The organism is Bradyrhizobium sp. NBAIM18, from assembly GCF_020193825.1.
Taxonomy (GTDB): Bacteria; Pseudomonadota; Alphaproteobacteria; order Rhizobiales; family Xanthobacteraceae; genus Bradyrhizobium; species Bradyrhizobium yuanmingense.
Genome location: NZ_JADYVO010000004.1, coordinates 425,351 through 444,219, shown reverse-complemented (window position 1 = coordinate 444,219; position 18,869 = coordinate 425,351). Strand labels below are relative to the sequence as shown.

The 18,869-nt window shown below is 64.0% G+C and carries 20 protein-coding genes; 14 read left to right on the top strand and 6 right to left on the bottom strand.

Going from position 1 to position 18,869, the window contains the following annotated elements; genetic code table 11:
• Nucleotides 1–160 precede the first annotated feature (160 nt).
• Nucleotides 161–1,354: a TrmJ/YjtD family RNA methyltransferase gene (locus I6F17_RS12620; protein ID WP_225128912.1), complete on the top strand. Its 1,194-nt coding sequence runs from the start codon at nt 161–163 to the stop codon at nt 1,352–1,354.
• A gap of 20 nt (nt 1,355–1,374) precedes the next feature.
• On the opposite strand, the gene I6F17_RS12615 is transcribed toward I6F17_RS12620, so the two are convergent.
• Both I6F17_RS12615 and wrbA read right to left on the bottom strand, forming a co-directional pair.
• Nucleotides 1,375–2,553: an MFS transporter gene (locus tag I6F17_RS12615; RefSeq protein WP_225128914.1), complete on the bottom strand. Its 1,179-nt coding sequence runs from the start codon at nt 2,551–2,553 to the stop codon at nt 1,375–1,377.
• Nucleotides 2,553–3,179 (bottom strand): NAD(P)H:quinone oxidoreductase, encoded by a 627-nt coding sequence (gene wrbA / locus I6F17_RS12610; protein WP_036043848.1) that lies wholly within the window; start codon nt 3,177–3,179, stop codon nt 2,553–2,555. The genes I6F17_RS12615 and wrbA overlap by 1 nt, the downstream gene beginning before the upstream one ends.
• 103 nt (nt 3,180–3,282) lie before the next feature.
• On the opposite strand from wrbA, the gene I6F17_RS12605 reads away from it, so the two are divergent.
• Together I6F17_RS12605 and I6F17_RS12600 are read left to right on the top strand one after the other, a co-directional pair.
• Nucleotides 3,283–4,191: a LysR family transcriptional regulator gene (locus tag I6F17_RS12605; protein ID WP_225128916.1), complete on the top strand. Its 909-nt coding sequence runs from the start codon at nt 3,283–3,285 to the stop codon at nt 4,189–4,191.
• Nucleotides 4,192–4,381: 190 nt separating this feature from the next.
• Nucleotides 4,382–5,653, top strand: a complete 1,272-nt coding sequence (locus tag I6F17_RS12600; RefSeq protein WP_225128919.1) for a tetratricopeptide repeat protein — start codon at nt 4,382–4,384, stop codon at nt 5,651–5,653.
• A 91-nt stretch (nt 5,654–5,744) separates the two neighbouring features.
• On the opposite strand, the gene I6F17_RS12595 is transcribed toward I6F17_RS12600, so the two are convergent.
• Nucleotides 5,745–6,392 (bottom strand): TetR/AcrR family transcriptional regulator, encoded by a 648-nt coding sequence (locus I6F17_RS12595; RefSeq protein WP_225128921.1) that lies wholly within the window; start codon nt 6,390–6,392, stop codon nt 5,745–5,747.
• A 247-nt stretch (nt 6,393–6,639) separates the two neighbouring features.
• Between I6F17_RS12595 and I6F17_RS12590 the strand changes: the two genes are divergently transcribed.
• Genes I6F17_RS12590 through I6F17_RS12580 form a run of 3 tightly spaced genes read left to right on the top strand, consistent with a single transcriptional unit; the run spans nt 6,640 to nt 9,278 of the window.
• Complete coding sequence (locus I6F17_RS12590) at nt 6,640–7,182, top strand: OsmC family protein (RefSeq protein WP_027576569.1); 543 nt, start codon at nt 6,640–6,642, stop codon at nt 7,180–7,182.
• Nucleotides 7,183–7,217: 35 nt separating this feature from the next.
• Nucleotides 7,218–8,351 (top strand): acyl-CoA dehydrogenase family protein, encoded by a 1,134-nt coding sequence (locus I6F17_RS12585; RefSeq protein WP_225128923.1) that lies wholly within the window; start codon nt 7,218–7,220, stop codon nt 8,349–8,351.
• A 48-nt stretch (nt 8,352–8,399) separates the two neighbouring features.
• Complete coding sequence (locus tag I6F17_RS12580) at nt 8,400–9,278, top strand: sulfurtransferase (RefSeq protein ID WP_036043855.1); 879 nt, start codon at nt 8,400–8,402, stop codon at nt 9,276–9,278.
• A gap of 117 nt (nt 9,279–9,395) precedes the next feature.
• Here the strand turns inward: I6F17_RS12580 and I6F17_RS12575 are convergent, their stop codons facing one another.
• Nucleotides 9,396–11,342 carry a sigma 54-interacting transcriptional regulator gene (locus I6F17_RS12575; protein ID WP_225128936.1) on the bottom strand — a complete coding sequence of 649 codons (1,947 nt, stop codon included), beginning with the start codon at nt 11,340–11,342 and terminating at the stop codon, nt 9,396–9,398.
• A 160-nt stretch (nt 11,343–11,502) separates the two neighbouring features.
• Here I6F17_RS12575 and I6F17_RS12570 point away from each other — a divergent pair, with 160 nt between their 5' ends.
• The 5 genes from I6F17_RS12570 to I6F17_RS12550 all read left to right on the top strand — a co-directional run bounded on the left by I6F17_RS12570 (nt 11,503) and on the right by I6F17_RS12550 (nt 15,830).
• Entirely contained in the window at nt 11,503–12,882 is a 1,380-nt protein-coding gene (locus I6F17_RS12570) for a CmpA/NrtA family ABC transporter substrate-binding protein (RefSeq protein ID WP_225128939.1), read from the top strand.
• A gap of 178 nt (nt 12,883–13,060) precedes the next feature.
• The gene (gene ntrB / locus I6F17_RS12565) at nt 13,061–13,900 is read left to right on the top strand and encodes a nitrate ABC transporter permease (RefSeq protein ID WP_036043475.1); all 840 of its coding nucleotides are present in this window, start codon (nt 13,061–13,063) and stop codon (nt 13,898–13,900) included.
• Between the two features lie 5 nt (nt 13,901–13,905).
• The gene (locus I6F17_RS12560) at nt 13,906–14,829 is read left to right on the top strand and encodes an ABC transporter ATP-binding protein (protein ID WP_225128940.1); all 924 of its coding nucleotides are present in this window, start codon (nt 13,906–13,908) and stop codon (nt 14,827–14,829) included.
• A 13-nt stretch (nt 14,830–14,842) separates the two neighbouring features.
• Nucleotides 14,843–15,331: a cyanase gene (gene cynS / locus I6F17_RS12555; protein ID WP_025037304.1), complete on the top strand. Its 489-nt coding sequence runs from the start codon at nt 14,843–14,845 to the stop codon at nt 15,329–15,331.
• Between the two features lie 115 nt (nt 15,332–15,446).
• Nucleotides 15,447–15,830 (top strand): hypothetical protein, encoded by a 384-nt coding sequence (locus I6F17_RS12550; protein WP_225128942.1) that lies wholly within the window; start codon nt 15,447–15,449, stop codon nt 15,828–15,830.
• A 15-nt stretch (nt 15,831–15,845) separates the two neighbouring features.
• Here I6F17_RS12550 and I6F17_RS12545 read toward each other — a convergent pair whose 3' ends face one another.
• The gene (locus tag I6F17_RS12545) at nt 15,846–16,169 is read right to left on the bottom strand and encodes a DUF1476 domain-containing protein (RefSeq protein ID WP_036043479.1); all 324 of its coding nucleotides are present in this window, start codon (nt 16,167–16,169) and stop codon (nt 15,846–15,848) included.
• A gap of 321 nt (nt 16,170–16,490) precedes the next feature.
• On the opposite strand from I6F17_RS12545, the gene purC reads away from it, so the two are divergent.
• Genes purC through I6F17_RS12530 form a run of 3 tightly spaced genes read left to right on the top strand, consistent with a single transcriptional unit; the run spans nt 16,491 to nt 17,705 of the window.
• Nucleotides 16,491–17,258 (top strand): phosphoribosylaminoimidazolesuccinocarboxamide synthase, encoded by a 768-nt coding sequence (gene purC, locus I6F17_RS12540; RefSeq protein WP_172782948.1) that lies wholly within the window; start codon nt 16,491–16,493, stop codon nt 17,256–17,258.
• Nucleotides 17,259–17,271: 13 nt separating this feature from the next.
• Complete coding sequence (gene purS, locus I6F17_RS12535; RefSeq protein ID WP_225128944.1) at nt 17,272–17,514, top strand: phosphoribosylformylglycinamidine synthase subunit PurS; 243 nt, start codon at nt 17,272–17,274, stop codon at nt 17,512–17,514.
• Between the two features lie 5 nt (nt 17,515–17,519).
• Nucleotides 17,520–17,705 (top strand): hypothetical protein, encoded by a 186-nt coding sequence (locus tag I6F17_RS12530; RefSeq protein WP_036043481.1) that lies wholly within the window; start codon nt 17,520–17,522, stop codon nt 17,703–17,705.
• 19 nt (nt 17,706–17,724) lie between these two features.
• Here I6F17_RS12530 and I6F17_RS12525 read toward each other — a convergent pair whose 3' ends face one another.
• Nucleotides 17,725–18,741, bottom strand: a complete 1,017-nt coding sequence (locus I6F17_RS12525; RefSeq protein WP_225128946.1) for a magnesium and cobalt transport protein CorA — start codon at nt 18,739–18,741, stop codon at nt 17,725–17,727.
• Between the last annotated feature and the right edge of the window lie 128 nt (nt 18,742–18,869).

Below are 18,869 nucleotides of genomic sequence, written 5' to 3'. Positions count from 1 at the left end.
AGCGAGATTCAAAAGTCGAATCCAACCCGTTATTTCCCTTGAGAATTTCGTCAGGACAGGCAAACGACAGGCGGGCGGGGCCGGCCGCAAGGCGCGGCTTGAATCAATTCCTGAGAGCGCCTGGCCAGGGCCTTGAGAGACAGTGTGAAAGCGAAGCGAGATGTCGGGGACTGACAAGAGCAAGGCGGGTCTATCCCTCGACGGTCCCATCGTCATCCTGGTTGAGCCGCAGCTCGGCGAGAACATCGGCATGGCCGCGCGCGCCATGGGCAATTTCGCCTTGAGCCGCCTGCGCATCGTCAACCCCCGGGACGGCTGGCCCAACATCGCGGCCCAGCGGGCCGCGGCCGGCGCCGACCACATTCTGGAACGGGTCGAATTGTTCGGCACGGTCGAGCAGGCGGTTGCCGATCTCGACCTCCTGTTCGCCACCACCGCGCGGCCCCACGACCAGGCCAAGCCGGTGGTCGGGCCGGAGGCTGCAGCGGCCGAGATCGCCGGTCACGTTGCCACGGGAGGGAAGGCCGGCATCCTGTTCGGCCGCGAGCGCTGGGGCCTGACCAACGAGGAGGTCGGGCTCTCCAACCGCATCATCACCTTCCCGGTCAATCCGGGCTTTGCCTCGCTCAACCTCGCCCAGGCCGTGCTGCTGGTCGGCTATGAATGGTTCAAGCGTGCGACCTCGGGCGCGCTGCCGCACGCCATGCCGGAAAGATCCGAGCGCGCCTCGCAGCACCAGATGCAGGCTTTCTTCGACAACCTCGTGCGCGAGCTCGACAAGGTCGAGTTTTTGCGCCCGGCCGAGAAGCGCGACACCATGCTGGTGAACCTGCGCAACATCTTCACCCGCATGGAGCCGACCAAGCAGGACATGCACACCCTGCACGGCGTGATCATGGCGATTGCCGAAGGACGCAAGGGCCCGGCCAAGGGCGGCGTGCTCGACGGCGAGCAAGCCACGCGCCTGCGCGCGCTGCTGGCCGAGCACGGGCAGGGCGGCGGCGTCCCCGACAGCGGCTCGACCGTGCGGGGCCTTGCCCGCCTGCTCCGCCGCAACCCGACCGACGCCGAACGCCTGCTCTGGCAGGCGCTGACGCGTGATCGCCGCTTCGCAGGTGGGTTCAAACGCCAGACCCCGGTGGGGCGCCACATCCCGGACTTCGTCTCCTTCCCGCACCGGATCGCGATCGAGCTGGTGAACCCGGGCGAGGGTGAGGCGATCGCCGCGGACCGCGCGGGGCGGCGGGCCTGGCTGGAAGCGCGGGATTATCGGGTGCTCGACATTCGGGCCGTGGATGTTGAGCGCGATCTGGAGGCGGAGCTGGTGCGGCTTGCCGGGATGTTGGGACAGTAGAATCTCAGCGGGCCCTGGTGTCATCGTCGGGCGGATGCGATGACGATGGCGGCAAGCAGCGCGGCGATCAGGATGATGGCCAGTGCGGCTGTCCACCCATAGGTCTCAACTGCAATCCCAACCGCGACAGGTCCGGCCACCTGGCCGAGATTGCTCCCCTGCATGACCAGGCCGGTGACTACAGGAATGAGTGCGGCGGACGGCGAGAGCAACGGGATCGATGAGATCAGGACGGCGGGCATCAGGCCGCCGACCCCCGCGAACAGGATGCAGAGCAGAAGCGTGGGCGTATCGCCGAAGATCTGCAGGAATATCCCCGGAGCTGAAAACCCCATCGCGAGATAGGCGACCACGAGCAGCACTGAACGACGGGCACCGCGCGCGAGCAGGTAGCCGGCAGCGACATTGCCGATGATGTTGCTTGCGGTGGCGAGAGCACTGAGCATGCCGGCGGTGCCATGTGGGATGTTCATCCGTTCCATCAGCAGCACCGGGAGGAAGCTGAACAGCGCGAAGAACATCAGGCTGTAGAGGGCAAAACATCCGGCCAGCAGAAGCGGGCCCTTGCTTGCTGCCACGTGCACGGCATCGGACATCGTGCGTCGCCACGATGCCGAGATGCGCTTCGGGGCAGCCGGAATACCCATCCACGCGGCAGCGATAGTGATCGCCGCAAGGCCCGCGCTGGCCCACCACAGTGCGCGCCAGTCGCTGAAGAACGGACCGACGAGCATCGCGAGCGCAATGCCGGCCGGCATGAAGCAACTCCACAGGGCCAGCGGAACGTCTTGCTGCCCTGACGGGACTGCTCTGTTCAGGATCGCCGGCCCCGCAACAATGATCAGAAGAAATCCTGCCCCCTCCAAAATGCGCGATGCGAGAAGCACCGCATAGCCGGTCGCGAGCGCGCCGATGACGGCTCCCAGGATGAGCAGCCCGAGGCCGAGAATGAGACTTCGCCGATCTCCAGCGCGAGCCACGAGGGAGCCCGCGAGGATACCGCCCAACAGGCCGAGAACGGCCAGTATCCCGGTCAGCCAGCCGGCAGCGGCGAGATCGAGGCCAAAGTCCTTTTGCAGCATGGGCGTGGCTATGGCAGCCTTCCCCACCTGGATCGCGGCGACGACGCCGGAGCCCACGACGATGCTCACCACATGCCAGTGTTCTCGCACGGACGGGGCAGGCGCTGCCGCCGCCATCAGGCCGCCTCCTTGAGCCGCCCAGCGGCCAGGGCGCGAGCAATCCCGGCGACATGGCGTCCCTGAAAGCGTGCTCCGGCCAGTTCGTTGGCGCTGGGACGACGATCTCCGCCGTTGCCGTCGTCGGCGAGCGTCGATGCGCCGTAGGGCGAGCATCCGGTGACCTCGTCCATGCGCATCTGTCCCTTGAATGTGTAGGGCAGCCCGACCACGACCATGCCGAGGTGCAGCAACACGGTGTGCACGGACAGAATGGTGCTTTCCTGGCCGCCGTGCTGGCTGCCCGTCGATGTGAAGACGCTGCCGACCTTGCCCACCAGCTTGTTCTCGAACCACAGGCCGCCGCACTGGTCGAGGAAGTTCTTCATCTGCGCGGCCATGTTCCCGAAACGCGTCGGCGTGCCAAAGATGATCGCGTCGTAGTCCGGCAACTCGGCCACGGCGGCGGTCTCGGCGCTCTGATCGAGCTTGTATCCGGCCCTTTGCGCGACGTGATCGGGAACAATTTCCGGTACGCGCTTGATGGCGACTTCGGCTTCGGCCTCCCGTGCACCCCGGGCAATCTCTTCAGCCATCGTCTCGATGTGACCGTAGGACGAGTAGTACAGCACCAGGACCTTCGTCATTTTCCTCCTCGCTCTCTTGAGGTGTCGCTAGCAGCCAAAATAGGTCTGTGCTTGATCGGTGGTAGCGCGATAAGATCGATGAGTTCGATCGATTGGATAGATCATGCTGGATGTGCTGACGCTTGATCAGTTGCGGACATTCGTCACGGTGGCGGAGAGCGGGAGCTTTCGCTCAGCTGCGGCTCGGCTGTCCCGTGTTCAGTCCGCCATCAGCCATGCCATTGCCAATCTGGAGGCCGAGCTGGGCGTTGCGCTGTTCGATCGCACGGGTCATCGGCCTGTATTGACGCCCGAGGGGCAGTCACTGCTCGCCAACACGCGCGACATTCTCTTAAGAGTCGATGCGATGCGGGCGAGAGCCCGCGGCCTTGGCGAGGGAGTCGAACTCGAGCTTTCCTTGACAATCGACACATTGTTTCCGATCGGCATGGTCGGCGCGGCATTGACGAAGATGCGCGCTCTCTATCCCTCGGTTTCGATCAGGCTTGCAGTCGAGCCGCTGGGTGGACCGATTGCCTCGCTGATCGACAAGCGCAGTTCGCTCGCGATCGTGGTGGGCGAGGATTTCCGCGATGCGCGGATCGCACTCGAGGCGATCTCGTCGGTCGAGCAGGTTGCCGTCGTTTCCGCTAAGCACCCATTGGCGAGGCGGCAATTGCGCAACAGGATCAGCCTTCAGGATCTGGCGGATCATCTGCAGATCGTGCTCTCCGATCCAACGCCGTTGACCGAAGGGCGCATGTTCGGTGTGCTTTCGCCCCAGACCTGCCGGGTCACCAATCAGGACACCAAGCATGCGATGATTCTCGCCGGTCTCGGCTGGGGCCGCCTGCCGTTCTGGCTGGTGGAGCGCGATCTGAGGGAAAGGCGCCTCGTGCGCCTTGCCACCACCGCCCTCGGACGGCGCAGCCAGGTTGCCGCAGAAGCCTATCTCGCGCACCGGCTGGACCAGCCGCTCGGACCAGCCGCGCTGGCTTTTCGCGAGGCCTTGTTGCAGCTGGCCGAGGCGTAGGCGGACGTGGCTGGAGGCGCGGGATGTCGCGTGCTCGACATTCGGGAGCGTGATTTGGAGGCGGAGCTGGTGCGGCTGCAGGGGATGATGGAGCGGGGCGCGTAAGCCTGCACCCCGCGCCGCAACCAAGGGCTGTGCAGACGCGCAATCGGTTGCTATGAAGTCCCCCGGAAATTGAAATGGGGACTGCATGTCTGGAATAGTGGGCCGCACACTTATTTGTGCGGCAGCAGGCTTCGGGGTTTTGGCGCTGACTGCCTTGCTCGAGATATCAGGCGCACGCGCGGAAATGCCCCTGACCTCCAAGTGCAACGCGGTCGGAAATTTTAGCGTCGATGACAGGATCGCAGGCTGCACCGCCATCATTCAGGCGGCGGGGACGGGCATGCAGCAAGGTGTGGTCATGGCACGCTTCCGCCGCGCCATGTTCTACCGCCAGAAGGGTGAGGTCGACCTTGCGATAGCGGACTACCACCAGATCATCGAGCGCGATCCGGGCAATCTGAACGCGCGCCTCTCTAGAGCTTCCATATACGTCCAGAGGCGCGACCACGAAGCCGCGCTTGCGGATTACGACAAGGTCATCGAGCTCGATCCCAACAATACCTATGCGTATCTTGGGCGTGCGCGGCTGAATCTGAAGGACGATGTCGATCGCGCGATCATCGACTATGACCGGGCCCTTCGGATACATCCAGACAATGTCCATGCCCTTATCGGCCGCAGCTTTGCCTATGAGACAAAGGGCGAGTCGGATCGCGCCTTAGCCGATTGTGCGCGGGCGATCGTGATCGGCCCGAACCATTGGATCGGTCAATTCTGCCGGGCCGACATCTATCTCGCGCGGGGCCAGACCGATCTTGCATTGTCCGACTTCGACCGCGCGGTCCAGCTTAACCCGAAGGACCCGCGGCCCTATGTCGGCCGAGCCAGGGTTTTTCACGTCCAAGGCGATCTCGGAAAGGCATTATCGAACCTGGACCTGGCAATCGAGATCAATCCCAATAACCCCGCCTTCCATCGCTTGCGTGGGGCCGTCCACTTCCAATCCGGCCATCTGACGGAGGCACTTGCCGACCTCCGTCGATCGAACGAACTGGACCGGAAGGATGCCTACACGCAGCTGTGGTTTGATCTCGCGCAGCGAAAGAGCGGCAGCGGGAGTGAGCTCGGTGAAGCCGCAAAGCTGATCGACCCGTCACGTTGGCCCGCGCCCATCGTTCGCTTCTTCCTGGGCGAGATAACTTTCGAAGCATTGCTCAAGTCCGCGCAAGATGACTCCACGCGGAAGACAAGGGAGCAGGTCTGCGAAGCGAACTTCTATGCTGGCGAGCTGGCGCTAGAGCAGGGAGCTGATCAAGCCGTGCGCCTGCTGCGCGCAGCCGCGGACGAGTGTCCGAAGCGCTTTATGGAATGGGCCGCGGCTAACGCCGAGCTTCACAAGCTCGAAACGAAACCCTGATTTGCGACGTAGAGTCTTCCCAGCTTGGAACGAGCGAAGCGCAATCCGGGACGGTGTCCCCGCATTCCGCTGCGCTCCGAAGTAAGAACCGTTAAACCGCCTCGAGCTGATCCGCCGCGCGCTTCTTCTTCGCCTTCGCCTGGCCGAGCAGGGGACCTGCCGTAAGCGCGGCCGTATCCGCGACCCCCGGGTCGCGCGAGATCATCGCGGCGACGATGGCGCCGTCGATGATGAGGCCGAGCTGGTGCGCGAGCACTGCTGGCTCGGACGAGCCGAGCTCGCCGGCGAGCTTCTCGATGTGGCCGAGTACGATCTTCTTGTGCTTCAGCGCGATGTTGCGGAATTGCTTGGCGTCCTTGTCGTGCTCGCCGACGGCGTTGATGAAGGGGCAGCCGTAGAAGCGCTCTTCGGCGAACCAGCTCTTCAGCGCGGGGAAGATGCGCGTGAGTTTCGCCTGCGCATCGCCGCCGCCTTGCTCCATGGCGCCGATGAACCATTCGCGCCATTGCTTGCCTTCGCTCTCCAGCACGGCGTTGACGAGGTTGGTCTTGGAGCCGAACAATTTGTAGAGCGTGGTCTTGGCGGTGCCGGCCTCTTCGATGATCGCGTCGATGCCGGTGGCGTTGATGCCGTTCTTGCAGAACAGATGCGATGCGGCGCTGAGCAGGCGCCCGCGTGCGGATTCGTCGTCGCCGGCAGCGGCGTGGGGCGGATTCTTCTTCGATGACGGCTTTGCCATGAGCGACAACTTAATCGCAGCCGCCTCGCATCAGCAAGCCGCATCTGTTCGGCGCCGAAAAGATTCGCATCCGCGCGCGCGGCTGCTCCGCCTTTGAGCAGGAGTGGGCTGACCAATCCGCAGGCAGCGACGCTTAAGCGGCTCCAAAGCCTCGGCTTTTGTTTTTCGCGGGCTCTGGCACGCTCCATGCAAGGAAACAGACCGTTCGGTATCCTGCCGATTTCCACTTCTGCCAGGGAGAAGATTGATGACTGCCGTCGTTCAGAAGACAGTGCTGACGGGGTGCCTCGCGCCCATCGACAAGAACGGGCTCGAGCAACTGATTGCCAACGGCAAGGCAAACCCGAAGGTCATCAAGACCTTGAAGTGCAAGACGGTCGCGGAGGGCAAATTCCGCCACGCCAACTATATCCGCAACCTGCCGCCCTACATCGTCGACGAGCCGCCGGGGCTTTTGGGTGACGACACCGCGCCCAATCCGTCGGAAGCCTCGCTGGCCGCGCTCGGCTCGTGCCTTGCGGTCGGCCTGCATGCCAACGCCGTGCACCGCGGCTGGATCGTCAACAAGCTCGAGCTCGAGCTCGAAGGCGATCTCAACATCACCGCGGTCTGGGGCACCGGTGACACCTCCGACAAGCCGGTCGGCTTCACCGATGTCCGCGTCAAGGTGGACATGGAATGCGAGGGCATCTCGCCGGACGAGATCAACGCGCTGGTCGCCCATGTGAAGAAATGGTCGCCGGTCGCCAACACCTTCACGCGGCCGGTCAATCTCGAGGTCGGCATCTAGCAGACGGCAATCAGGACAGGGTGCGGGAGACGATCATGGGTTCACTGGCTTTATCGCGGGCCGACGTTCTGGATCAGCCCGCACCGTCCATTGCGGGCGAGGTGGCGCGGATCGCGCGCCAAGAGCTCGCGCCGCTCGCCGCCGGCATCGACGAGGGCACGGTCTATCCGGCCGAGGTGCTGCGCAAGTTCGGCTCGGTCGGGGCGTGGGGCAGCCACGTGCCGCACGAAGGCCCCGCCGATCTGCGTTGTGCGATCCAGGCGATGGCGGCGATCGGGGAGGTCTGCGGTGCCACGGCCTTCATGGCCTGGTGCCAGAATACGCTGGTCTGGTACGCGGCGAACTCGACGAACGTGAAGCTCGCAAAACGCTTCGGCGATGCCTTCTCGACGGGCCGCGTACTCGGCGGCACCGGCCTCTCCAATCCCATGAAGAGCTTCTTCGGCATCGAGAAGTTGAAGCTGAAAGGCCGCAAGGTCGAAGGTGGCTACATCGTGCGCGGTGCGCTGCCCTGGGTCTCCAATCTCGGGCCCGACCATTATTTCGGCACCGTCTTCGAGCGTGAGGACGAGCCGGGCAGCGCAAGTGGCGCGCCGGGCACCGTGATGTTCCTCGCCGACTGCTCGGACCCCGCGATCACGCTGACGCCGTGCAAGCCGTTCCTGGCGATGGACGGCACCGGCACTTATGGCGTGCAGTTCCGCGACGTGTTCGTGCCTGATGAGCTGATCCTGGCCGATCCCGCCGCGCCCTTCGTCAAGAAGATCCGCGCCGGCTTCATCCTGCTGCAGGCCGGCATGGCGCTCGGCGTGATCAAGGACTGCATCAACATCATGGGCGAGGTCGATGCTCCCCTCGGGCACATCAACCGCTATCTGCCGCAGCAGCCGGTGCACTTCCACGAGCTTGCCGCCGAGCTCGAGGCCGAGACCATGGCGCTGGCGCGCGATCCCTATAACGAGGAGGAGACCTACTGGCGCAAGGTGATCGCGCTGCGGCTTCGCGCGGGCGAGGCCAGCGTCGCGGCGGCGCATGCGGCGATGCTGCATTGTGGCGCGCGCGGCTATCTTAGGAGTCACCGCGCGCAGCGGCGCCTGCGCGAGGCCTACTTCGTCGCGATCGTCACGCCGGCCACCAAGCAGCTGCGCAAGATGCTCGCCGAGTCCTGAGTTCTACGAGTCCACCCGAAGACCCCCAACCTCAACGGAGAGGCTGCCATGACTGACGTTCTGATCACTGCCGTCGAACTCGCCGATCTCTTGAAGACCGAGCCGTGTGTCGTCATCGACACCCGCAATCCCGATGCTTACGCCGCCGGTCACCTGCCGGGCGCCGTGAACGTGCACGAGATCTTCACGTTCCTTGCGACCTCGACGCCGGAAGGAATGGCCGAACTTAAGACGAAATTCGCCGATGCGTTCGGCGCTGCCGGCCTTTCAGGCAAGGAGACCGCGGTGGTCTACGAGCAGTCGATGAACTCCGGCTTCGGTCAGTCCTGCCGCGGCTATTACCTGCTCACCATGCTCGGCTATCCCAAGGTGAAGGTGCTGCATGGCGGCTTCGACGCCTGGTCGGCCGCGGGCTTCCCGGTGACCAAGGATGTGCCCGCGCCTGAGAAGGCCTCGTTCTCGATCGTGCCTGAAGCGGGCGAGATCCTGATCGACGCCAAGACCATGCTCGCCGCCGTCGGCAAGCCGGGCATCGCAATCCTCGACGTCCGCGACGTCGACGAGTGGATCGGCGACAGTTCGTCCCCGTACGGCAAGGATTTCTGCCCGCGCAAGGGCCGCATTCCCGGCGCCGTATGGCTGGAATGGTATCGGATGATGAAGCCGACCGCCGAAGGCCCGCGCTTCAAATCGAAGGATGAGATTCTGGCGGAATGCGCCACCGTCGGCATCTCGCAGACCACGCCGGTCTACCTCTACTGCTTCAAGGGCGCGCGCGCCTCGAACACGTTCCTGGCGCTGAAGAACGCCGGCGTGAAGGACGTGCGGATGTATTTCGGCTCCTGGAACGAATGGTCGCGCGATCCGTCGCTGCCGATCGAGCAGGGCCTGCCGATCGCATCGGACGTCACCACCAAGGCAGCCTGAGCGCGCGCCTCGTCCTTCGAGACGACCGCTTCGCGGTCTCCTCAGGATGAGGCTAAGCGGCACCGGTGTCGGTTAATGCTGTTGCCGCGCACTCCGACCTCATCCTGAGGAGCCCGCCTAAAGCGTGCGTCTCGAAGGATGGGCCCCTTGCGGACGAGGCGTAATTCCCAGCGCCTTGATCCGTGAGGCCAGCGTGGTCGGCTTGATGTCGAGGATCTCGGCGGCGCCGCCGGGGCCGAAGACTTTTCCGGCGCAGGCCTCGAGCGCGGCCAGAATGTTGGCGCGCTCGTGGTCGCGCATTTCCGACGACGTCATGATTGCGGGGCGCGCGTCGGGCCTCTGGCGGGCGGCGCCGCTAGGCGCTTGTGCGCCTGAAGTGTCCGGCAGATCGATGCGCAGGCGGCCGTTCTGCGACAGGATCGCGGCGCGCTCGATCACGTTCTGCAGTTCGCGGACATTGCCGGGCCAGTCGTAGCGGGTCAGCCGCCGCGCATCGCCCTCCGACAGACGCAGGTTCGATTTCAGCGCCTTGCTCTCGCGCGTGAGGAAATGCTGGGCCAGCAGGGGAATGTCCTCGCGCCGCTCGCGCAAGGGGACGGTCTCGATCGGAAACACGTTGAGGCGGAAATAGAGGTCTTCGCGAAAGCGACCGCGCTGGACCTCCTGCTTGAGATCGCGATTGGTCGCGGCGATGACGCGAACGTCGACGGCGCGGGTGCGCGCCTCGCCGACACGCTCGAAATGGCCTTCCTGCAAGACGCGCAGCAGCTTGCCTTGCAGCTCGAGCGGGATCTCGCCGACCTCGTCGAGGAATAGCGTGCCGCCGTCGGCGAGCTCGAAGCGGCCGATGCGGTCGCGCGTTGCGCCGGTGAAGGCGCCGCGGACATGGCCGAAGAACTCGCTCTCGAACAATTCGCGCGGGATCGCGGCGCAGTTGACGCGGATCAGCGGCCGGTCGCTGCGGGTGGAATCCTCGTGGATGGCGCGCGCGATCAGCTCCTTGCCGGTGCCGGATTCGCCGGTGATCATCACCGCCGCGGTGGTCGGCGCCACCAGCTTGACCTGGCGCAGCGTCTTCTGGATCGCCTCGCTGCCCCCGATGATGCCGCGCGGGTTGGTTTCGATGCGGATTTCCTCCTGGAGATAGGCGTTCTCCAGCTCGAGCCGCTCGCGCAGACGGTCGACCTCGGCAAGCGCCGCGTGCAGCTTCTCGGCGGCCTCGCGGCGCTGGCTGACGTCGCGAAACACCACGACGGCGCCGACCACGACGCCGCGATCGCGGATCGGCGTCGATGTGTATTCGACCCAGGCGGGCGAGCCGTCCTTGCGCCAAAACACCTCGCCGTCGACCTGGTGCACGGCGCCGTCGCGGAACGCCGCATAGATCGGGCAGTCGTGATTGTGATAGTGCCGGCCGTCGTGGTGGGTGTGGTGGACGATCGGGTGGATCTCCTTGCCGACCAGCTCCTCGGCGGTCCAGCCCAGCATGCGCTCGGCCGCGGGATTGACGAAGGTGGTCTTGCCTTCGGCGTTGACGCCATAGATGCCTTCGCCGGCGGCGCGCAGGATCAACTGGTTCTCGCGCTCGATGTCCTGGAACACGCGCTCGACCCGCTGCCAGGTCGAGATGCCGCCCCGCATATGGTCTTCGGCGGCGGCATCGACATTGCGCCGGCGGCGGGCTTCGAGGTCGGTCAGCGTCAGCAGCAGCAGCGAGCGGCCGTCATGCGGCAGCAGGCAGCCGGCATATTCGAGCTTGAGATCTTGCCCGGTGGCGTGACGGGGATTGAGCGCGGTGGTCCAGTAGGCGCCCTTGTGCAGCACGGCCTGGGTGAAGACAGTGAGGGCAGCAAGCTCGCCGGCGTGGAGCGTGCTGGCCCTGGTCTGCCGCAGCAAAGCGCGGTCGTAACCGAGCAGGGCGCAGGCGGCGGGATTGGCATCGACGATCTGGTCGCCGTAGGGATCGACCAGCAGCATCGCCTCGACCGAGGATTCGAACGCCGCGATGCGCGGGTCGATGACGGGGGCCACCTCGTCGTGGACGGGCATTGGCGTCGTTGCCATTGCGAAATCTCGTAATTGAACTACGAAATCTCGTTTATCACGAGTTTTCGTAGCGGCCAAGCGCGGGTGAAAATGCTGCGTCATCAAGGCAATGTCCGCTTCTTCGTCGGTGGCATGCTCCTTGCGTAATTCCTTCTCGCATTGACGCGCAGGAGGGCCGATGTCCACGTTCGACAATCCGTTTGATCCCGATCGCAAGCTTCGAGCCGGCTGTGTTTGCGGCCAGCATCGTTCCGCAGCTGAGCATGAGCAGGCGACGGCGCTGCATTGCGAGCCGGTCGCAAGCGAAGAGCAGCGCTACGAGGGCGTGGTCGCCTCCGCATTGATGCGCGCGATGTTTCCGCAGGACGTGGCGCGGCGTGCTTTTCTGAAGTCGGTCGGAGCATCGACCGCGCTCGCGGCGCTGTCGCAATTCTTCCCGATGAAGACGGCGACCGAGGTGTTCGCGCAAGCCGGCGCGCCCGAGAAGAAGGACCTCAGGGTCGGCTTCATCCCGATCACCTGCGCGACGCCGATCATCATGGCAGCGCCAATGGGCTTCTATGCCAAGCACGGCCTCAACGTCGAAGTGGTGAAGACCGCCGGCTGGGCCGTGATCCGCGACAAGACCATCAACAAGGAATACGACGCCGCGCACATGCTGGCACCGATGCCGATCGCGATCTCGCTCGGCCTTGGCGCCAACGCCATTCCGTTCACCGTCCCGGCCATCGAGAACATCAACGGGCAGGGCATCGTGCTGGCGAGCAAGCACAAGGACAAGCGCGATCCGAAGGACTGGAAGGGGCTGAAATTCGCCATCCCCTTCGACTATTCCATGCACAATTATCTCTTGCGCTATTACCTCGCCGAGCACGGTCTCGATCCCGATACCGACGTGCAGTTGCGCTCGGTGCCGCCGCCGGAGATGGTCGCGAATCTGCGTGCCGACAACATCGACGGCTTCCTCGCGCCCGACAACATCTGTCAACGCGCAATCTATGACGGCGTCGGCTTCATGCATCTGCTCTCCAAAGAGATCTGGGATGGCCATCCCTGCTGCAGCTTTGCTGCGAGCCGCGAATTCATCACGACGGCGCCGAACAGCTTCGCGGCGCTGACCCGGGCGATCGTCGATGCCACCGCCTACGCTTCGAAGGCCGAGAACCGCAAGCAGATCGCCGAAGCCATCGCGCCTGCGAACTACATCAACGCGCCGGTCACCGTGCTGGAGCAGGTCCTGACCGGCACCTATGCCGACGGCCTCGGCGGGGTGAAGACCGATCCCAAGCGCGTCGATTTCGATCCGTTCCCCTGGCAGTCCTTCGCGGTGTGGATGCTGACGCAGATGAAGCGCTGGGGCCAGATCAAGGGCGACGTCGACTACAAGGCGGTGGCCGAGCAGGTGTATCTGGCGACCGATACCAAGAAGCTGATGACCGAGATGGGCCTCACGCCGCCGGCGAGTGCCTACAAGTCGTTCGCGGTGATGGGCAAGAATTTCGATCCGGCCAAGCCCGAGGACTATCTGGCGAGCTTCAAGATCAGGAAGGCATCGTGATGGGCCGCGCTCTATCTTCACCTCGCCCCGCTTGCGGGGAGAGGTCGGATCGCTCTTGCGATCCGGGTGAGGGGGTACAGGTCTCTCGACAATCTCACGTGTCGAGGGAGGCCCCTCACTCCGACCCTCTCAGCGCGAGCGAAGCTCTTCGCGCCCCCGTAAGAACGGGGAGAGGGAGATGACCGCTTCCCTCCGCCTCCGCGCGGGCCTCGTCTCCCTCGTGCTGCTCGCCGCCTTTCTCGGCATCTGGCATCTCGCCACGCGCTCCACCGCACAGGTGGCGACGATGAGCCCGGAATACGCCAAGCTGATGGGCCTCACGGCGACGCAGGGCAAATCGGCGATGCCCGGGCCGCTCGATGTCGGCGCAAAGCTCTGGGAGCATCTGAAGCGGCCGTTCTACGACAACGGGCCGAACGACAAGGGGCTCGGCATCCAGCTCGGCTATTCCATTGCGCGCGTCGGCACCGGCTATCTGCTGGCCGTGCTGGTGGCGATCCCGCTCGGCTTCCTGATCGGCATGTCGCCGCTGCTGAGCAAGGCGCTCGATCCGTTCATCCAGGTATTGAAGCCGATCTCGCCTTTGGCCTGGATGCCGCTCGCGCTCTACACCATCAAGGACTCCTCGGTCTCGGCGATCTTCGTCATCTTCATCTGCTCGATTTGGCCGATGCTGCTCAACACGGTGTTCGGCGTCGCGAGCGTCCGCAAGGAATGGATCAACGTCGCGCGGACGCTCGAGGTCGGCACCGTCAGGCGGGCCTTCACCGTGATCCTGCCGGCAGCGGCCCCGACCATCCTGACGGGCATGCGCATCTCGATCGGCATCGCTTGGCTCGTGATCGTCGCCGCCGAGATGCTCGTCGGCGGCACCGGTATCGGCTATTTCGTCTGGAACGAGTGGAATAATCTGTCGATCACCAACGTCATCATCGCGATCCTCCTGATCGGGATCGTCGGCATGCTGCTCGACCAGATCCTCGCGCGCTTCACGCGCATGGTCACGTTTCCGGAGTAGAGGCGATGACCGACAAGTTCATCTCGATCGAAGGCATCGCCAAGCGCTATCCCGGCGCGGGCGGCGCGACGACCACCATCTTCGAGAACCTCTGGCTCTCGATGGCGCGCGGCGAGTTTTGTTGCGTGATCGGCCATTCCGGCTGCGGCAAGACCACGGTGCTCAACATCCTCGCCGGGCTCGATGCGCCGAGCGAGGGCGCCGTCATCGTCGACGGGCAGGCGATCTCGGGCACCAGCCTCGACCGCGCCGTGATCTTCCAGAGCCATGCGCTGCTGCCCTGGCGCACGGTGCTCGGCAACGTCGCTTACGCCGTCAGCTCGAAATGGCGCAGCTGGGATCGCGCCAAGATCAAGGCGCACGCGCAGAAATTCATCGATCTGGTCGGCCTGTCCGGTTCCGAGCACAAGCGTCCGTCGGAGCTGTCTGGCGGCATGAAGCAGCGCGTCGGCATCGCGCGGGCGCTGTCGATCACCCCGAAGATGATGCTGATGGACGAGCCGTTCTCGGCGCTGGACGCGCTGACGCGCGGCACGCTGCAGGACGAGGTGCGGCGCATTTGCCTGGAGACCGGGCAGACCGCGTTCATGATCACCCATGACGTCGACGAGGCGATCTATCTCGCCGACAAGATATTCCTGATGACCAACGGTCCCGGCGCGGTGCTGGCGGAGGTGGTCGAGAACCCGCTGCCGCGGGACCGCGGCCGCACCGACCTGCACCGCCATCCGCTGTACTACGCGCTGCGCAACCACATCATCGATTTCCTGGTGACGCGCAGCAAGACCTTCACCACTGAAAAGCCGGATCACGATCCGCGCAACGTGCCGACGGTGCAGATCGGCAAGCCCGGGCTCTCGATCGCATCAAGCGGCGAAGAGCCGCGACAGACCTGGATGCCGGGGACAAACCCCGGATTGAGCGCCTAGCAAGGAGATCCCAATGAAACGCGAAGACCTCACCGAAAAACTGCTCGACATCAAGCGCGAGAAGGGCTGGAGCTGGAAACACATCTGCGAAAAGATCGGCGGCTATTCCGAGGTGCTGATCGTGGGCGCGATCATGGGCCAGATGAAGCTGACGAAGCCGCAGGCCGCCAATGCCGGCGAGCTGTTCGGCCTGTCGAAGGCGGAAGTTGCGATGCTCAACGAGGTGCCGATGCGCGGCACCGGCACGCCGATGCCGCCGACCGACCCGCTGATCTACCGCTTCTACGAGATGGTGATGGTGAACGGTCCGGCCTGGAAGGCGCTGATCGAGGAGGAGTTCGGCGACGGCATCATGTCGGCGATCGACTTCGACATGGGCATCGAGCGCGTCGCCAACCCCAAGGGCGACCGCGTCAAGATCACCATGAGCGGCAAGTTCCTGCCGTATAAATATTACGGCGCCAGCGGCAACGTGCCGGAGTACGGCTTCAAGGAGGAGTGAGACGCGGTTAACCGGTGGTGAAGTGGTGGCTCGGTGTTTGCGGTTCAGGGTTTGCCTGATGACAAGCTCTGGAGTCTAGGTAACGGGGCCTTCGCTTCAACCACAGGTACCCGTCATGAAACTTCGCTCGCGTTTTGTCTTGGCAGGCGTTGGTCTGCTTGTCGTGATTGCTCCCGCCCAGTCCCAGTCCCAGCGTGTCCTGATTGAGCAAGGTAGTGGTGGTCTGCGGCAGGAAGGATCGGTGCGTGTGCAGACCTCGATCAACTTCTTTGTCGCCGGTCCGAGCGGGGATAGCGACGAGGCGCAGAAGCTACGCGAACGCGCGCGCCGCTCGGTCTATGAAATGGCGGCGCGCGAATGCGATCTCCTGCGCGAGGTGCTCGCCCGTGATTGCCGGATGGAGTCGGTCAATACCAACGTCAACCGGCAATTCGGACAGCAACAAACTGAGGGTTTCAATATCAGCGGCACGATGGCATTTCAGATCACGCTGAAATAGCACAAAAGGCGGGGCTCACGTCCCCGCCTTCACCTCGGCGGCGGCGACCGCGAGCAGCTCGCTCATCTTGGCGCGAATCGCCTGCTCGGTGACGGCGACGTTCTTTGCGGCGAAATCGGCCGTGACCTTGCGCAGGACGTCGTCATCCCCGGCTTCCTCGAAGTCGGCCGCGACCACTTCCTTGGCATAGGCGGTGGCGGCATCACCGGTGATGCCGAGCTTTTCGGCCGCCCACAGGCCGAGCAGCCGGTTGCGGCGGGCCACCGCCTTGAACTTCTGCTCCTCGTCGAGGGCGAACTTCTTCTCGAAACCTTCCTGGCGCTTGTCGAACTGGCTCATACCTTGTTCCAAATCCCTGCTGAATGGCGCGGGAGCCTTCCGTTGCGGCGACCCGGCTGCATGCCTACATAGATAGCACGAATCGGCAAAACAACGGGCCGTTAAGCCGCAGGCAAGACGGTATAAGTTGGTGCCGGACGGCCGGATCGATTGTGCTCGGACAGCCAATCGGATAGGTTGCCTAAGGCTTGGTTCCCGTTCTGTTTCCAACAGGTTATAGATGGGTTCCTGGCCGTTCACGGCAGCTCCGCTGTGGGTCGTAATCCTAGTCAACCGGAGCACACCAAATTCATGGATTTCAACAAAACACGGTACATCCCCATGAGCCGTCGGCGTCGCATTTATGAAGGCAAGGCAAAGGTTCTTTACGAAGGCCCCGAGCCCGGTACCCTGATCCAGCACTTCAAGGACGACGCCACCGCGTTCAATGCGAAAAAGCATCAGGTGATCGAGGGCAAGGGCGTCCTCAACAACCGGATCTCGGAGTACCTGTTTCAGCACCTCAACGACATCGGGGTGCCGACCCATTTCATCCGCCGCCTCAACATGCGCGAGCAGTTGATTCGCGAGGTCGAGATCGTGCCGCTGGAGGTGGTGGTGCGGAACGTCGCCGCCGGCTCGCTGTCGCAGCGCCTCGGCATCGAGGAGGGCACGCAGCTGCCGCGCTCGATCATCGAGTTCTATTACAAGAACGACCAGCTCAACGACCCCATGGTGTCGGAAGAGCACATCACCGCCTTCGGCTGGGCGACGCCGCAGGAGATCGACGATATCATGGCGCTCGCCATCCGCGTCAACGACTTCCTCACCGGCCTCTTCCTCGGCATCGGCATCCGCCTCGTCGACTTCAAGATGGAGTGCGGGCGCCTGTTCGAGAACGAGATGATGCGCATCATCGTCGCCGACGAGATCTCGCCGGACAGCTGCCGGCTGTGGGACATCAAGTCGAACGAGAAGCTCGACAAGGATCGTTTCCGCAGGGATCTCGGCGGCCTGCTCGAGGCCTACACCGAAGTTGCGAAGCGTCTCGGCATCCTCATGGAGAACGAGCGTCCCCAGGGCACCGGCCCGGTGCTGGTGAAGAGCTGAGAGGACTTTTGACGTGAAGGCACGTGTCACCGTTACCCTGAAGACGGGCATCCTCGATCCGCAGGGCAAGGCCATCGAAGGCGCGTTGAAGTCGCTCGGCGTCGACGGCGTCGCCAGCGTCCGCCAGGGCAAGGTGTTCGACATCGAGCTCGCCGGCGCCGACAAGGCCAGGGCGGAGGCGGCGCTGAAGGAGGCCGCCGACAAGCTCTTGGCGAACACCGTGATCGAGAATTATGCGATCGAGATGAAAGCCTGAGCGGAGTGGCGGATATCGGCAAAGAGCTGATTTTCGAGCTGCTGAAGCAGATCGAGCAAACGCTCGGTGATGTCGAATACAAGATCGACGAAATCAGGTCTGAGCTGAGCGCCTGTCGAGAAGAGCAGCTTCTCATGCTGCACGACCTTCAGGTGGCGCAGAGCACGTGGTCTGGCAGACGAGGCATGTAACCAGTCTGAGCGTCTGGACTCACAGCCACCCGGCCCGCCGAAAACGCCAGTACAGCGAGCCGCATGCCGTCAGCATCACGCCCAGCAGCATGAAATAGCCGTACTCCCATTCCAGCTCCGGCATGTGCTTGAAGTTCATGCCGTAGATGCCGGCGAGCGCGGTCGGGACCGCGATGATGGCGAGCCAGGATGCGAGCTTCTTGGACACCGCCGTCTCCTGGGCCTGGCCGACCAAAAGGCTCGCCTCGAAGGCGAAGGCCAGCACCTCGCGCATGGAATCGATGCGCTCCTGGATGTTGCGGACGTGGTCGGTGACGTCGCGGAACAGCGGCTGCATGGCCTGCCGCACCATCGACAGGTCGTCATGCTCCAGCCGGCGGCAGACCTCCACCAGCGGGCCGATCGCGGTCCTCAGCCGCAACAGGTCGCGTCGCAGCATGTAGAGCCGCTCGATCTGCGCCTTGCTGATCTGCTTGGAGAGCACGTCATCCTCGATGCTCTCGACCTCGTCGTGGATGCTCTCCAGCACGGGCGAGTAATTGTCGACGATGAAATCGAGGATGGCATAGAGGATGTAGTCCTCGCCGCGCGCGAGCGCCCGCGGGCAGCTCTCGCAGCGTTCGCGCACCGGCGTGTAGGAGGTCGAAGCGCCGTGGCGCACCGAGACTAGATAGCCTTCGCCGACGAAAATGTGGGTCTCGCCAAAGGCAATGCGCCCCTCGATCAATTGCGCGGTGCGCGCGACAATGAACAGGGCCTCGCCATATTGCTCGATCTTCGGCCGTTGATGGGCGTGGTTGGCGTCCTCGATCGCGAGGTCGTGCAGGTCGAACTGCTTCTGCACCGCGCCGAGCAGCGCCATGTCGGGCTCGTGCAGCCCGATCCACACGACATGGCCGGGCTTGGCTCGCCAACTCGAGGCCTCGCTGATGGCGATATTGGCGACCCGGCGGCCGTCGACATAAGCGCCGGCGGCGACGACGCCCTCGGCGGATACTGGTTCGGCGAGAGATGCGGGCAGCGACGGGACATTCATGGCTTCAATCCCGGGCAAATCGAGCGGCCAAAGGCGCGTGGCTATGGCCTGTGTACAAGGGCGCTCCGCAACGCTAGCACTGGTAAAATCCCCGTCAAATGGTTATGTCTGTTCGCGAATTGGCCCGT

Bases quoted from the DNA above. Each gene is read 5' to 3' on its own strand.
- cynS (WP_025037304.1), top strand. From the start codon at position 14,843: ATGAAACGCGAAGACCTCACCGAAAAACTGCTCGACATCAAGCGCGAG.
- I6F17_RS12595 (WP_225128921.1), bottom strand. From the start codon at position 6,392: ATGGCAAAGCCGTCATCGAAGAAGAATCCGCCCCACGCCGCTGCCGGC.
- I6F17_RS12590 (WP_027576569.1), top strand. From the start codon at position 6,640: ATGACTGCCGTCGTTCAGAAGACAGTGCTGACGGGGTGCCTCGCGCCC.
- I6F17_RS12620 (WP_225128912.1), top strand. From the start codon at position 161: ATGTCGGGGACTGACAAGAGCAAGGCGGGTCTATCCCTCGACGGTCCC.
- I6F17_RS12605 (WP_225128916.1), top strand. From the start codon at position 3,283: ATGCTGGATGTGCTGACGCTTGATCAGTTGCGGACATTCGTCACGGTG.
- wrbA (WP_036043848.1), bottom strand. From the start codon at position 3,179: ATGACGAAGGTCCTGGTGCTGTACTACTCGTCCTACGGTCACATCGAG.
- I6F17_RS12525 (WP_225128946.1), bottom strand. From the start codon at position 18,741: ATGAATGTCCCGTCGCTGCCCGCATCTCTCGCCGAACCAGTATCCGCC.
- I6F17_RS12550 (WP_225128942.1), top strand. From the start codon at position 15,447: ATGAAACTTCGCTCGCGTTTTGTCTTGGCAGGCGTTGGTCTGCTTGTC.
- I6F17_RS12615 (WP_225128914.1), bottom strand. From the start codon at position 2,553: ATGGCGGCGGCAGCGCCTGCCCCGTCCGTGCGAGAACACTGGCATGTG.
- I6F17_RS12560 (WP_225128940.1), top strand. From the start codon at position 13,906: ATGACCGACAAGTTCATCTCGATCGAAGGCATCGCCAAGCGCTATCCC.
- I6F17_RS12580 (WP_036043855.1), top strand. From the start codon at position 8,400: ATGACTGACGTTCTGATCACTGCCGTCGAACTCGCCGATCTCTTGAAG.
- I6F17_RS12570 (WP_225128939.1), top strand. From the start codon at position 11,503: ATGTCCACGTTCGACAATCCGTTTGATCCCGATCGCAAGCTTCGAGCC.
- I6F17_RS12545 (WP_036043479.1), bottom strand. From the start codon at position 16,169: ATGAGCCAGTTCGACAAGCGCCAGGAAGGTTTCGAGAAGAAGTTCGCC.
- I6F17_RS12600 (WP_225128919.1), top strand. From the start codon at position 4,382: ATGTCTGGAATAGTGGGCCGCACACTTATTTGTGCGGCAGCAGGCTTC.
- I6F17_RS12575 (WP_225128936.1), bottom strand. From the start codon at position 11,342: ATGGCAACGACGCCAATGCCCGTCCACGACGAGGTGGCCCCCGTCATC.
- ntrB (WP_036043475.1), top strand. From the start codon at position 13,061: ATGACCGCTTCCCTCCGCCTCCGCGCGGGCCTCGTCTCCCTCGTGCTG.
- I6F17_RS12585 (WP_225128923.1), top strand. From the start codon at position 7,218: ATGGGTTCACTGGCTTTATCGCGGGCCGACGTTCTGGATCAGCCCGCA.
- purC (WP_172782948.1), top strand. From the start codon at position 16,491: ATGAGCCGTCGGCGTCGCATTTATGAAGGCAAGGCAAAGGTTCTTTAC.